We start from the raw sequence: 14,012 nt of genomic DNA on the forward strand, positions 1-14,012 counted from the left end.
CGATGGGGGATTGTGCAGGTAAGATCCGCGGCCACGCTTTACAAATCGTTGACGGGAGGGGCTCTCTAATGCTTTGACCCCGCCTTGGGCAGGGCATGGGCTGACGTCACGCCGATGAACAACGACTGGGCACCGCTGCAAAAAGCGATCGAGCCGCTGTGGAAGCAGGTGAAGGCGCTCTTCGGGGAACACTATTTCCTCACCATTCTCTGCGCGTTCTTCGCGGTGATGATGACGCTCAGTTTCTACCGTTTTCTGCGCAGCATCAGTCCGGCCCTCGTGTATTTCGTGCTGCTGCTGATTCTCGCCATTCTCGTGCTGCATTGGACGCAGACGCGGACCGAGCCGGAATTCCTGAAGCCGTTCATCGATCGGCTGGCGCCTTTCTTCCCCGCCGCGCCCGGTCCCGCCGGCCCGCCGCCCAAGGTCTATCCGTAAAATGCAACCGCAGCCGGCTGACTCCGGTTGCCGGATACGCCCGGCGGGGTGATCGCCCCAACACCGTCGCCCTTCAACGGGTCAGCCGGTAAATCAGCACCGCCGCCCGCGCAGCCTGCGTCACGAGCGACTTCAACTCCACGGACTCACGCGCGGCATGCGCGCCGACGCCATAGGGCCCGAGTCCATCCAGCACACCGCAATAGGGTGCAACGAAGGCCGCGTCGCCCGCGCCCCGCTGCGTGGGATCGTTGGCGGCAACCGGGCCCTGGCCCAAATCGCGGCTTGCCGCATCGTAGACCGCGAGCACGGCCAGATGTCGTGGCTCTGACGCCATGGGCGGGTAACGATGCGCAAACGTCAGCGCCGACTCTGCGCGCGGCCGGTGCTTCGCCGCCACGTCCCGCATGGTCGTTTCGGCCTGTGCGAGCTGATCCGGTGAAAGTGCCCGCAGATCGCCGCGGGCGACGGCGCGCGCGGGAATGATGTTGGTCTTGCCCGAGGCCGTGCTCGAGAACACCGCCTCGGTGACTTCCGCGCCGCCTGCGATCAACGCCACGTTGGCCGTCAATCCCGGCAGTTTGCGCAGCTCCGTGTGAAACCCATCGAGCACCCGCGCGGCTTCATAGATTGCGCCGCTGCCGAGCGAGGCCGAGAACACGCCCGACGAATGCCCCGTGGCCGCCGTCACCTCGAGCCGCCAGGAACTGGAACCGCGCCGCGCGACCGTGGCCTCGCCCCGGATCCCTCCTTCGAACGCGAGCGCGACGTCGCACTGTTTGCCCGCGTCGATGAGGGGTTTTCTCGAGACATCCAGCGGCTCGCCAATCGACTCCTCGTCACCCGTCAACGCGACCACGACCTGCGTGCCGTCGAGCGCACCGGCGGCCTGCAACGCCTTCAACGCGTAGACCAGGACGACGTTACCACCCTTGATGTCGTTCACGCCTGAACCGCGGCCGGTATCGCCGTCGCGCGTAAATTTCCCGCCCGGCAGCACCGTATCCAGATGGCCGATCAGCAGCAGCCGCTTGCCTTTCGTGCCCGTGCGCTCCGCAAAAAGATGGCCCGCGCGCTTCGACTCCGCCGGCAGCGGCACCCAGCGCGGCTCGAGGCCAATCGTCTTGAGCTCGCCCGCAAACAGGTCGGCCACGGCCTTCACGCCCGCGATGTTCTCGCTCGGACTGTCGATCAGCACCGCCCGCTCGAGCAGCGTCACCATCTCCTCCTGTTTGCCGCCGAGCCAGTCGACCATCGCCTGCTCGGCGGGCGCCAGCGCGGCGGTCACAGCCGCGGCCCCGGGACCAGCCAACGCCACCACCAGCAACGCCCGGCGAAAAAATGCATTCATGCGGCGAAGCCTCGGCCGCCGCGCCCGCGACGTCAAACCGGCCGGGCCAGCGCCGCGAGATCCGCGGTCTCACACGCGATCATGCGCAGGTCGTGCGATCCGTCGGCCCGCGTGAATTCATAAAACAGATACCACGCGCCGCCGGCGCATTTCGCGTCCACGTAACGAAGCGACGTGGACCCGTGCGGACTGCGCAGCACCGGGCCCGACGGCGAAAGAGACTTCCACTGGCGCAGGTCGTCGGACACCGCCACGGCGCACTTCTCCTCGTAGTTTTCGAGATGACTGGCGCTGCCGTCGAAGAACGCCAGGTAGCGCGGCGACCCGGCGCCACCGGCCGGCAACGGCACCACTGAATTGAGCCGGCGGCAGTAACTGTCCCAGCCCGTCTCGCCCGGCGCGAGCACGACGCCCTGCCATTCCCAGCGATCGAGATCGCGCGAAATCGCGAGACCGGTGGCCGACTTGCACTCGCCGGTGTTGAAGATGTCCAGCGTCGCATGCGAGCCATCCGCGGTGCGGGGAGTCGGCGTCGCGATGCTAAGGAAGAGGTGATAAACGCCGTCGACCTCGAGTATCCACGGATCCTTGACGCCCTCGAGGCCGAGCGGCGGGCCCGTAAAGATCACTTCGCGCTTCGCCGGGTCGAGCTGCGCGACCGTCGGGGCCTTCAAGACCGCGGTGCACCAGCGACCGTCGGTCGGATGGACGTAGCTCGTGAAGTAGCGCCACTGCCCGTCGCGCCCGCGATGCAGGCAGCTGCGCTCAATCGAGGCGGAGTCGTAACGGTCCTTGCCGATGACGACGACGTCGTCCCAGCGGGCCAGATCGGTCGAGCGCGCGATCCGGACTTCGCCGCCGCGATCCGGTGCGACGCCGCGCGGACGCCGGATGCGGTACGTGAGGTACCAGGCGCGCTCGGCGGCCTCGTAGTAGGCGCCGGGACAGCCGACCCAGTAGCCGGAGCCGCTACCGACCGGTTCGCGAATGATGGTTCCCTGGGCGAGGCGTTCGTTGGTCAAGGTCATGACGGAAGGAAATGCAGGGGGAAGAACAGGCGGGGTTGAGGCGGGACTACTTGCCGAGTTTTTTCAGCGCCTTGTTGATTTTATCGAGTTCGCAGGCGGTGGGATTGTAATCCGGTCCGAGCCACTCGAGCCACTCGCGGCCCAGCTCCGTATGCGGTTCCTTGATGCAGGCTAGCATGTCGTGAAACGCCTCGATGCCGCCGCAATCCTCCGGCGGCCCGGCGCGCTCACCCGCGACGCAGGAGGGATAGGCTACACCCTTTTCCACGCCGCCGACCTTCTCGACCTTGATGTCGACCTGCCAGCCCTCGCCGAAGTGATACCCGTAGGTGAACCGCTCGCGATGCTCGAGATCGAGGTCGGCGAGTGCGACGTCACGATCGTCCTCGATCGTGAGCTCGTCGCGCTTCAGCGGATTGCCGAAACGCAGATCATCGAGATTGAAGGCGTGCGTCTGATAATCGAACCAGTCGAAGGCGATCTGGATCGTGTCGTGCAGCCGCGACAACCACATCGATTCCCGCACGACCATCCGCCGCCAGATCCGCGGCTGGCAGGCCACGACGTTGAGTCGCAGGGTGAACGTCCGCTCAGGTGGTTTCCTGACCTTGGTGCCCTTGCCTTCGTGGAGCGAAATCATGAACCGCTCACGAAAACGCACCGCAGGGCACTCGGCAAGCGGGAGCTTGAGCGGCGCGGCGGGCCGGACGACGTGCGCCGGCCCGCGCTGGCGTCAGAAGCGGTAAGCGGCGGTCACGCCCACCTGCCGGGGATCGGCGCGGTCTTCGTAGCGCGTCTCGACATAATCGGGATCCTCGTTGCCGAAGAAAAACACCCGCTTCTGGTAGCGGGCATCGGTCATATTTCGCGCCCAGAGTGTCGCGCTCCACGCGCCCCACGTATAGCCGACACTGGCGTTCAACACGCTGAAGGCGCGGCGGGCCTCGTTCTGATTGTTGGAGTCGAACTGACTCGCGCGGCTGACGACCTCGATCTGGCCGTTCCAGCCCGACGCCGCCCGGTAACGCGTGCCCACTGTCGTGCCATGGCGCGGGGTGTTGGCGAGGCGACGACCGCCGCCGGTGTTGCCGTTCGTGAGCGTGAAGCGATCGAGCGATGAATTCATCAACGCAAGCGAACCAAAGACCGCCCACGGTTTGGTCAGGGCGAACGCGCCCGAGGCTTCGAGTCCGTGGACGCTGGCGCGGTTCGCATTGGCCGTGAAAAAACGGTAGCTGCCGCCGAAGCCGGCCGAGTCGCGCACCTGTGTGTCGCGCCGCTGGAGATAGAACGCAGTGACCTCACCCGTGAGGCGCTGCTCGAGCCAGTTGCCGCGCAGTCCCACCTCGTAGTTCCACAGGTACTCGGTGTCGTAGGTCAAAGGATCCGCCGGCGGCGAAATGCGCGCGTCGACATTGATGCCGCCTCCCTTGTAACCGCGCGTGACCGACGCGAACACCAGACGATTCCCGTCGAGTTCGTGCTCCAGCGTGATCTTGCCGCCGGGCAGCGTATCCTTGAAGTCCGGACGAAAGGTCACCACCGGGTCGAAGGTGCCGCGGCTCTTGCGAAACCGCGTCCGCGTCCCGCGGCCATCGAGATCGAGCTGCTCGGCGCGCAGTCCTAGCGTCAGCCGCGTGCTGGCAGTAAAGTCATGCGCCACCTGCCCGAACACCGCGGCATGGCGCGCGTCATAGCGGGTCTTCATGCCGCGCAGATTGCCCGGGTCCTCGTTCGTATACGCGCTGTCCTCGTCCGTGCGCGCATAGTAGGCGCCGAGTGTCCATCGGTCGATCCAGCCCAGGGCTGCCCGCGTCGCGGCGGAATCGAAACGCACCTCCTCGCTGATCACCGATCGATCGCGACGGAGGTCACTGAAACCCTGATACGAGGCCGCGGTCCAGTCGTCGTCATAGCTGTAAACGGAGTCGACCCAGCTGCCGCTCGTGACGGTGGAAACCCGCACGCCGGCCAGGCCGGTGTAGGTGCCGCGCAGGCTGGCCGCGGTCGATCGTTGTTCGTCCCGCCCGGGTTGATCGCTGAAGGTCCGGCGCCCGTTGTTGTCGAGGGCGAACTCGTCGAAGCCGTTGTTCACGTCGGAAAAGAGCACGGCGCCGTCCCAACGCCACGCCGGCGCGGGATTCCAGGTGAGCCGCAGGCGGGCGGTGAACTCGTCGCGCGCGTTGGTGTCGCGGTTGAGCGTGACGTTCCGGCGGAAGCCGTCACTGCGGTGCTGATACACCGCAAGCCGTCCCATGAGCGCCTCCGGCCGGCGCGCGATCAACGGCCCGCCGAAGGCGAAGCCGCCGGCGCGCAGATCGTCACCGCCGGCGGTGGCCTCCACCTGGCCCGTCCAATACGGAGTCGGGGCGTTTGTGACCAAACGCACGACGCCGCCCGCGGCATTCGCGCCGAACGCGCCAGCTTGCGGCCCGCGCAGGATCTCGACCTGGCGCAGATCGAATGTTCCGCCAAGAGAGCCCAGTCCGGTGAAATCAAGGTCGTCGACCAGGAAGCGAACGGTCGAGTCGGGCGTCTCGCCTTCGTACTGGGAGTTCTCGCCGATGCCCCGAATCTGAAGGTAGCGGGGCCGCGAAGTGCCGCCGCTCCAGGTGAGATTGGGAATCTGGTCTATCAGATCGCCGAAGTGAGTCACGGCGCCGCCGCGCAGGGCGGGCTCGTCGAAGACGCTCACGCTGGCGGGAATTCGATCGAGTGGCGAGGACCAGAGATCGGCAGTAACCCGTACCTCCTCCAAAGTGAGCGGGGAGCCCGGGGCGGACTTGCCGGGTGGCGGCGCGGTCAGGGTCTGCGCAGAGGCGCACGTGAACGCGGCCGAGGCCGTGACAATGAGGAGGATTCGTGTCGGGATTTGCATTTGGATAAATGCCCGACCCAAATCGGACTCCCGAGTGAAGGGGCGCCGTGCGCCCCAAGGCGCAGTGTTGCGGCGCCTGCTGTTTCCTTCGTCGGCATGATCCGTTTCAGGTTCGAAGGGTCGAGCGACCGAGCGTGTCGCAATCTCAGTCCTCCGCGGAGGACACCCCTACAGGCACAGCGAACGGAAGGCCGCGGCGGGCGCGGCGCAAGTTCAATTCGTGTCAACGCCGGGCGCGGCGGCCAAAGGCCTGCGCCACCAGCGATCAGGGCAAGTCGTAAACTTCCAACAGCGCGGCGCCCGGGGCGCCGTCGCCACTCTTCACCTGCACCGTGTAGGCGCCGGCACCGAGACTGACCACGAGCGCGGCATCGCGGCTGGATTCGTCGACGAGGCGAAACGCACCCGCACGGTCAAAGGCATCGGTCAAATCGTCGGTCGCAGCCCGGGTGGCACCACCCCACGCACCGTTGGTCGCGACCAGTTTCTCGCCCTGGAAAACTGAAAGGACGGGATTGGGCAGCGCATCGTTCACGCCAAACGCGCTCAAGGTGGGACCGACAGCCCGCACCAGCACCGTGCGGGCGGTCGAACCGGAAATCACGAAACCGCTGGTGATGGCATCCGTGGGCGAGCTCACCCGCGCCAAGGTCGAGATGTTGACGATCGCGTGGTCCTTGGCCCCGCCAACGGAGCCGCTGAAAATCTGGGTCAGCTTGCGGCCTTCGCCGACCTTCGTGCCGAGGAAGCGGCAGGCGACGCTCGGGCCGCCGTTGTCGAAGATCTCGAGGATGCCGTACTGCTGGCTGCCGGGGAAGGGACCGACGGTGTAGGGGCCGCCTTTGGCCGAGCCATTGCTGGTCAAAGCCGCCGCGTGCAACACGGTGACCGGCGCGCCGCCGCCCGTGGCGTAATCGGAATTGGTGCCATCATCAAAGGCGAGGCCGTGCATGTCACCGGACAGGAGCACGAGGTTCGTGATGCGATTGTCGCGGATGAAATTGGCAATCTCGGTGCGCTCGGTCGCATAACCGCCCCACGTATCTTCGCCCACTTGGGCCTTGGCAATCCACGGATCAGGACACACCCAGACGATGAGCGGGAAGCCGCTGTCACGGGCATTGATGAGTTCCTGTTTAAACCAAGCCTTCTGCGCCGTGCCCAACTTGGTCTTCGAAGCAGACTCCTTGGCGTCCGCCGAAACCGCCGCGCTGCGCTGATCCGTCATGATGAACCGGACGCGGCCCACCGTGAACGACTGGCCGATCGTGCCGCCGGTCGGTCCGATCGGATAGTGCGGCACCCGCTCACGATACACCGCGCGCGCTGTGTCGCGGCCCACGGAGGTCGTGTCGGAATCGTTGCCGGAGAAATCGTGATCATCCCAGACATAGGCCATCGCCATGCTGCGGTACATCGGGCCCTGGACGCTATGACCGAGCACGTTGTCGTAATTGTAACGATACTCGTCCGCGACCGTGCTGTTGGTGTCGCTGTAGTGGAGGTCGCCCATGTTGATGAACAGGAGCGGACGCTCTCTCATGATCGCATCGTAGGCGGTCTGATCCGGCGCCCGGAAATCGCCACACGATCCAAAAGCGATGCGGAACGAGGCGCGGCCCTGCGGGAAGGTCCGGAACCGGCCCCGCGAAACCGCCTCGGTGCGAACCACGCCGGCGACTTCAATCCCGTAATAATAATCCGTGTCAGGCTGCAGTCCCTGCACACTCAATTTGGCCGTGCTGCCGGTGCTCGCGACCGTGGTGACCGCGGAAGAATAGACAATCGGAGCGCTCAGCGTTTCGTTCTGGCTGACGACCAAACGGACCCGCAGCGCATTGTTCGTGAGGCGAATCGTAACAGTCGCACTCGTGGGCGTAACGTTCCCACACCACGCACCACCGATAAAAGGCGATGTTCCCTGAGCGAACGCCACCGAGCAGAAAAACAGGAGGCAAAAGAGTAGTCGCGGGGTGCGCATACAGGGGTTTTCCCCCACTCTCTGCTCGGGCGCCCTTTTCGCAAGTGAAATTTCGTTAAATGAGTCGGGGACATTTACCCTATAAGCTCATACGTAGAAACCGGGCGCGGAGGCCGCCTTTTCATCAAGATTTCTTCTTCCGCCGATTCGACTCCGCGCTTTCCCGCTTTTTGTCGGTGACCCGATTAAACTTGGAGGAGGTTCTCGCCGTCATAGCGGTGCGACCTCCACCGTGAAACATCCAAGCCCAGCTCTCCTTTGGCTGACCCTTGCGGGAACGCTGGTCGCGTTCACGGGCAACCTGCTCCACGCCGAGCCGGTGATCAGTGAAGTCATGGCCGCCAACACCCGCAGCCTGGCCGACGAGGACGGGACGTATCCGGACTGGATCGAGGTCTACAATCCGGACGCGACTCCAGTGAGTCTCGACGGCTGGTACCTGACGGATTCGGCGACGGTGAAAACGAAGTGGCGTTTCCCGGCGGTTACCCTTTCTCCCGGGGGATACCTGGTGCTGTTTGCGTCCGGCAAGGATCGGCGTGACCCCGCGACGATCCTGCACACGAATTTTTCGCTGCGCTCGAGCGGCGAGTACCTCGCCCTGGTCCGGCAGGATGGCGTGGGGGTGGCGTTTGAATTTGCCCCAGCCTTTCCCGCGCTGGAATCCGATACGTCATACGGTCTCATCAAGGCGGCGTCCGGTGCCATCGGCGCACCGGCGATCCTCTCGCGGCCGACACCCGGAGCGGCGAATTCCGCCGCTGGTGAAAGCCTGCCCGACCTGATCACGTTTTCGCGGGCCGCAGGGCCGTTTCGCAGTCCGTTTTCGCTGCAATTTTTCGGTGCCAGCGGCGACCAGAAGATCCGCTATGTCATCGCGTCGACGCTCGGCGCCGGTGCCACTCCCGAGCCGACCGCCGCCTCGCCCGAGTACACGACGGCGATCACGATCAACCAATCGTCACTGGTGCGCGCCGCCATCTTCTCGGCCGATGGCACGAAGCGCGGCGCGGTCGCCAGCGCCTACTACGCCCGGATCGGCGCGTCGCTCGGAAATTTTGCCAGCCAGCTGCCCGTGGTCGTCATCGACTCACTCGGCACCGGCCCGTTGATCAAGGACAGCGTCGATCACCCGGCCTGGCTCTATTCCTATCCATCGCGGGGCAGCACGGCCCCGACGTTTGCGGCCTCGCCTGAAACCATCAGCCCCCTGACGACGACCGTGCGCGGTTCGTCGTCGGCCGAGTTTCCCAAGAAGGGCTACAATTTCAAATTCACCGACGCCGCCGGAGACAACCGGGCGCAGGCGCTGCTCGACCTGCCGGCCTACGAGAAGTGGGCGCTGGTGGCGCCGTGGAAGTACGATTTCACGTACATCAGCAATTCGTTCGTCTACTCGCTTTCCAACCAGCTCGGCCGCTGGGCTCCGCGCACCCGCCTGGTGGAATTGTTCTTCAACGCGAACGGCGGCGACGTGGACACCAACGACTACGCCGGCATTTACGTGGTTTCGGACCGCATCGAGGCGGCTCCCGGCCGGGTGGAACTCGAGGAAATGACGTCGAAGGACACCACCGGGGCGGCCCTCACCGGCGGCTACTTGTTCAAGATCGACCAGCCGGATCCGGACGAGATCGCGTGGGTCACCAGCCGCCACTATCCGGAAAATGACAACGCTTCAATCGTGCTGGTGTCGCCCAAGGCCGACGACATCGCCCCCGCGCAGCTCGCCTACCTGCGCGACTACATCCAGCGGATGGAAAACGCGCTCGTCGCCGATCGCGCCACCGGTTTCGCGCAACGCACCTACCTCGACTACATCGATCGCGACTCCTGGATTGATCACCACTTGCTGAATACGTTTGTCAGCAACCCCGATGCCTTCGTCCGCAGCGCCTATTTCACCAAGGATCGAAACAAGCGGATCACGGCCGGCCCGGTGTGGGATTTTGATCGCGCCCTGGGATCGTATTGGGACGAACGCTCCTTCCGTTGGGACGTCTGGTCGGGACTCGGAAGCCCGGACTACTGGCGCACGGGTTGGTGGGGCATCATTGCCCAGGATCCGGAATTCATGCAGGACTGGATTGAACGCTGGCAGTCGCTCCGACGGGGAGAGCTCGCCAACGATCGGCTGATTGCACTGGTGGAGTCGCTCGGTGCGCAAGCCGGCGAAGCAGCCGTCGCACGTGATGGCCAGCGCTGGCCGGACAACGTCAACCCCTACGGCAGCTATGCCGCGCAGATCGATCGCATGAAGGGCTGGGTCACGCTGCGCGCCCAATGGATCGACGACCAATTCCTCCGCGCGCCGTCCGCTGCCGCCTCCGGCAGCGTCATCACCTACACCGCACCGGCGGGCGCACAGCTCGCCTACACGCTCGATGGATCGGATCCGCGCCTGCTGGGTGGCGAGGTCGCGCCGAACGCCACGCTCACGGCTTCGACGCTCACGGTCCCGGCCAACAGCAATGTCCACGTTCGCAGCTACCGCGCGGATTGGCGGGGCACGTTTCCCGGCAGCCCGTGGAGCTCGGCCGTCGGCACCGACGTCTCCTCGCCGCTCACGCCCCGCGCGCGGCTCGTGAATCTCTCCAGCCGGGCCGTCGTCGGCACCGGTGACAACGCCCTGATCGCCGGTGTGGTCGTGGCCGACACCGAGTCCAAACGCTACCTCTCGCGCGCCATCGGTCCCGGGCTGGCCGCTTTCGGCGCCGCGGGCGCGATAGTTGACCCGCAGTTGAGCATCTTCTCCAGCAGCGGCGTCGAACTTTTCCGCAACAACGGCTGGGAAACCGGCCGCAACGCCACCGCGCTGCCGGCCTATGCGCGCTCCGCGGGGGCATTTCCGCTCTCGACGGGCAGCCGGGACTCGGCGCTCGCGGACGAAATCCCCGCCGGCGCGTACACGCTGCAAGTGACCAGCTCCAGCAACCAATCCGGCATCGGCCTCGCCGAGCTCTATGAACTCGATGCCAATGGACGCACCGTCAACCTGTCCACCCGCGCCCGCGTCCGCGGCGGCGACGGCGTGCTGATCGGCGGATTTGTGGTCCAGGGTCCCGCGTACAAACGCATGCTGATCCGAGCCGTGGGCCCGACGCTATCGACGTTCGGACTCGCCGGGACACTGGCCGATCCTGTCCTCACGCTTTTCTCCGGCTCCACCACGGTCGCGTCCAACGATCGCTGGCACGCCGACACCTACGCCGCGGCCGTCGCGTCGGCCAGCAAGACGGTCGGAGCGTTCGCGCTCGCCGACAACAGCGAGGACGCGGCGCTGCTCGTCACGCTGCCTCCCGGTGCCTACACGGTTGAAGTGAAGGGCAAGAACAACATGGAGGGCGTCGCCCTCCTGGAAATCTACGAGCTGCCGTAAGGCGGTCCGTCCGCCTCGTGCGAGAGCTCGTTCCGCCGGCCGCCGGTTCCTGCAAAAGAGGCCGGCGGGCAAAGCCGGCGGATCTTCAACTTATTCTTGAGGATCACGGGAGCACGATGCGCCCGCTACTGCCGCCGATCACCCTCCCGCGCAAAGTAGAGGGAGCTTCCAGCTCCCGTCCCGCATCGCGGGAGTACGATGCTTGCGCGCTTGCGTCCGAACGCGGCACGATTTGGGCATCCGCCTTGAGCGCGAGCCGACGCAGCCCTCGCCCTGCGTCGTGAACCGGCCTCAGTCGACCAGCATCGATTCGGCGCCCAAGACCGGCACCGGATTCGCGTCCGCCGTCTGCACCTGCGCCCGGCGCGGTTCAGCCTTCAAGGGATAGCGAAAAACATGCCCCTCGTAGTTCCGGAAGATGATCTCCTCGTCGGTGATTTTCTCGATGTAGTCCGGATTGATCGGGACTTTCCCGCCGCCCCCCGGCGCATCGATCACGTACTGCGGCACCGCATAGCCGGTCGTGTGACCGCGCAAGGCCTGGATGATTTCGAGCCCCTTGCGCACATCGACTTTGAAGTGCGCCCCGCCCGTGATCAGATCCATCTGGTAGAGATAGTAAGGCCGGACGCGCATCCGCAGCAACCGGTGCACAAGCGCTTTCATCACGTCGGCATCGTCGTTCACGCCCTTGAGCAGCACGCTCTGGTTGCCCAGCGGCACCCCGGCAAACGAAAGGCGTTCGCAGGCGGCGCGTAGCTCCGCCGTGGCCTCCTTGGGATGATTGGTGTGAATGCTCATCCAAATCGGCCCGTATTTCTTGAAGATCTCGCACAGTGCCGGCGTGATCCGCTGCGGCAGGAACACCGGGATGCGCGAGCCGATCCGGATGAACTCCACATGCTTGATCTCCCGGAGGCGGGCCAGCAGATGCTCGAGTTTCTTGTCCGACAGCAGCAGCGGATCCCCGCCGGAAAGCAGCACATCGCGGATTTCGGGGTGGGACTCGATGTAACGCAGACCCTGCTCGTACTCGGGGTGGAAATTGTAGTCCTGCGCGTTCGAAACCAGCCGGCTCCGCGTGCAGTAACGGCAGTACGCCGCGCACCGATCGGTCACGAGAAAGAGCACGCGATCCGGGTAACGGTGCACCAGGCCGGCCACGGGCGAATGCTCGTCTTCGCCGAGCGAATCGAGCATCTCGCCCTCCGAAATCACCGCCTCGCCCGCCCGCGGAATGACCTGCTTGCGAATGGGACACTCGGGATCGTTCCGGTCGATGAGGTTGAAGAAATACGGCGTGATCGCCAGCGCCAGCTTGTGGCTCGCGTACGCGCAACCGGCCTTCTCGTCGGCCGTAAGCGTCATGTACTGCTCCAGTTGCTCGACCGTGGTGATCCGGTTCTTGAGCTGCCACACCCAGTCGCTCCAGTCGCTGGCCGGGATATGTTGCCATAGGCCCTGGCCTTCAAACCAGGCGGCGCGGTCTTCGGTGTAAGGCATTATTTCGAGATAGAACTAGGAGGCGATTCCGCGGGTGTCAAATGGCGCGCCCAAATCGTCGGACACCCTGAAAACCGCTCATTCCACCCCAGCCGGCAGGCGGGGCGGCGCGGGGCGAAACTTTTCCACGAAACCACTTGGCAGCGACCACCCGACGCTCTTTCGTTCGGCTTTAATGTCCTCGCCCAAGCCCGCAGTTCTGGCCCTCGAAGATGGTTCGATTTTCCGCGGTCGCGCCTTTGGCGCCGCCGCGACGGTTTCCGGCGAATGCGTGTTCAACACCTCCATGACCGGCTATCAGGAGATCCTCACCGATCCCTCATATTTCGGCCAGATCGTGACGATGACGGCCGTCCAAATCGGCAACTACGGCGTCAACGACGAGGACAACGAGGCCACCGCCCCGCGCTGCACGGGATTCGTCGTGCGCGAGCTCTCCCCGGTCGTGAGCAACTGGCGGAGCAAGACCTCGGTCGACGCCTACCTCACGAGGTATGGCATTCCGGGCATCAGCGAAGTCGATACGCGCGCGCTGACCAAGAAGCTGCGCGTCGACGGCGCGATGAAGTGCTGCCTCAGCACCCTGCCGATCAGCGACGCCGACGCGATCGCCAAGGCCAAGGGCTGGCGGGACATGGAAGGGTCGGACTACGTCAAGGACGTCACGGTGAAAGCGCCCTTTCTCTGGCGCGCCGACGATCTGGCCAATCACAACACGCCCTATCTTCCGGTCGGCACGACGATGAACGCCCCGTCCGCGCCGGCGAAGAAGTTTCGCGTGGCCGCCTTCGACTACGGCGCCAAGTACAGCATCTTTCGCAAGCTCGTGAATCATGGCTTCGAGGTGCAGGTGTTTCCGGCCACCGCCACCGCGGAACAGGTGCGCGAGCACAAGCCCGACGCGGTCTTCCTTTCGAACGGCCCCGGCGACCCGGCGGCACTCCCGTATATCCACAAAACGGTGACCGGCCTGCTGCCCGAGTTTCCCATGTTCGGGATCTGCCTCGGCCACCAGATGCTCACGCACGCGCTCGGCGGCTCGACCTACAAGCTCAAGTTCGGCCACCGCGGCGGCAACCAGCCGGTGAAGAATCTCGAGACCGGCAAGGTCTCGATCACCGCGCAGAACCACGGTTTCGCGACCGACGCCAAATCGATCGAAGCCCGCGGCGCCAAGATCACCGAGATCAATCTCAACGACAACACCGTGGAAGGCCTGCGCCACGCCACGCTCCCGGTCTTCAGCGTGCAGTATCACCCGGAAGCGGCTCCCGGCCCGAACGACGCCGACCCGCTCTTCACCGATTTCTACAAACTGGTCGAAGCGCGCAAGGCCGGGAAGATCTGAGAATGGGTTGAGAGTCGAGGGCTGAGAGTTGAGAGAATGACCGAGCAACTCTGCTTTGATCGCCCCGCGGGCACTGTCTTGAAGCTGATCTCGCGCTCAACCCTCA

The 14,012-nt window shown here is 65.0% G+C and carries 9 protein-coding genes and 1 riboswitch; of the genes, 3 read left to right on the forward strand and 6 right to left on the reverse strand.

Going from position 1 to position 14,012, the window contains the following annotated elements:
- Nucleotides 1-114 precede the first annotated feature (114 nt).
- Nucleotides 115-438, forward strand: a complete 324-nt coding sequence (locus tag ACLJEU_RS24490) for a hypothetical protein (RefSeq protein ID WP_414661379.1) — start codon at nucleotides 115-117, stop codon at nucleotides 436-438.
- Nucleotides 439-511: 73 nt separating this feature from the next.
- Here ACLJEU_RS24490 and ACLJEU_RS24495 read toward each other — a convergent pair whose 3' ends face one another.
- The 5 genes from ACLJEU_RS24495 to ACLJEU_RS24515 all read right to left on the reverse strand — a co-directional run bounded on the left by ACLJEU_RS24495 (nucleotide 512) and on the right by ACLJEU_RS24515 (nucleotide 7,631).
- Nucleotides 512-1,789: a M20/M25/M40 family metallo-hydrolase gene (locus ACLJEU_RS24495; protein ID WP_414661378.1), complete on the reverse strand. Its 1,278-nt coding sequence runs from the start codon at nucleotides 1,787-1,789 to the stop codon at nucleotides 512-514.
- A gap of 32 nt (nucleotides 1,790-1,821) precedes the next feature.
- The gene (locus ACLJEU_RS24500; protein WP_414661377.1) at nucleotides 1,822-2,817 is read right to left on the reverse strand and encodes a glycoside hydrolase family protein; all 996 of its coding nucleotides are present in this window, start codon (nucleotides 2,815-2,817) and stop codon (nucleotides 1,822-1,824) included.
- 46 nt (nucleotides 2,818-2,863) lie between these two features.
- Nucleotides 2,864-3,457, reverse strand: coding sequence for a plasmid pRiA4b ORF-3 family protein (locus tag ACLJEU_RS24505; protein WP_414661376.1), 594 nt, complete (start codon nucleotides 3,455-3,457; stop codon nucleotides 2,864-2,866).
- 93 nt (nucleotides 3,458-3,550) lie between these two features.
- Nucleotides 3,551-5,695: a TonB-dependent receptor gene (locus ACLJEU_RS24510; RefSeq protein WP_414661375.1), complete on the reverse strand. Its 2,145-nt coding sequence runs from the start codon at nucleotides 5,693-5,695 to the stop codon at nucleotides 3,551-3,553.
- A gap of 66 nt (nucleotides 5,696-5,761) precedes the next feature.
- Nucleotides 5,762-5,875: riboswitch (TPP riboswitch) on the reverse strand.
- 85 nt (nucleotides 5,876-5,960) lie between these two features.
- Nucleotides 5,961-7,631, reverse strand: coding sequence for an alkaline phosphatase D family protein (locus tag ACLJEU_RS24515; protein ID WP_457795313.1), 1,671 nt, complete (start codon nucleotides 7,629-7,631; stop codon nucleotides 5,961-5,963).
- A 277-nt stretch (nucleotides 7,632-7,908) separates the two neighbouring features.
- On the opposite strand from ACLJEU_RS24515, the gene ACLJEU_RS24520 reads away from it, so the two are divergent.
- A complete protein-coding gene (locus ACLJEU_RS24520) occupies nucleotides 7,909-11,055 on the forward strand; it encodes a CotH kinase family protein (RefSeq protein WP_414661373.1) in 3,147 nt (1,048 codons plus the stop codon).
- Between the two features lie 291 nt (nucleotides 11,056-11,346).
- Here the strand turns inward: ACLJEU_RS24520 and ACLJEU_RS24525 are convergent, their stop codons facing one another.
- Complete coding sequence (locus ACLJEU_RS24525; protein ID WP_414661372.1) at nucleotides 11,347-12,558, reverse strand: KamA family radical SAM protein; 1,212 nt, start codon at nucleotides 12,556-12,558, stop codon at nucleotides 11,347-11,349.
- A gap of 175 nt (nucleotides 12,559-12,733) precedes the next feature.
- On the opposite strand from ACLJEU_RS24525, the gene carA reads away from it, so the two are divergent.
- Complete coding sequence (carA, locus tag ACLJEU_RS24530) at nucleotides 12,734-13,906, forward strand: glutamine-hydrolyzing carbamoyl-phosphate synthase small subunit (RefSeq protein ID WP_414661371.1); 1,173 nt, start codon at nucleotides 12,734-12,736, stop codon at nucleotides 13,904-13,906.
- Nucleotides 13,907-14,012 lie beyond the last annotated feature (106 nt).

Source organism: Terrisphaera buseokensis (assembly GCF_047521145.2).
GTDB lineage: Bacteria > Verrucomicrobiota > Verrucomicrobiia > Opitutales > Opitutaceae > ER46.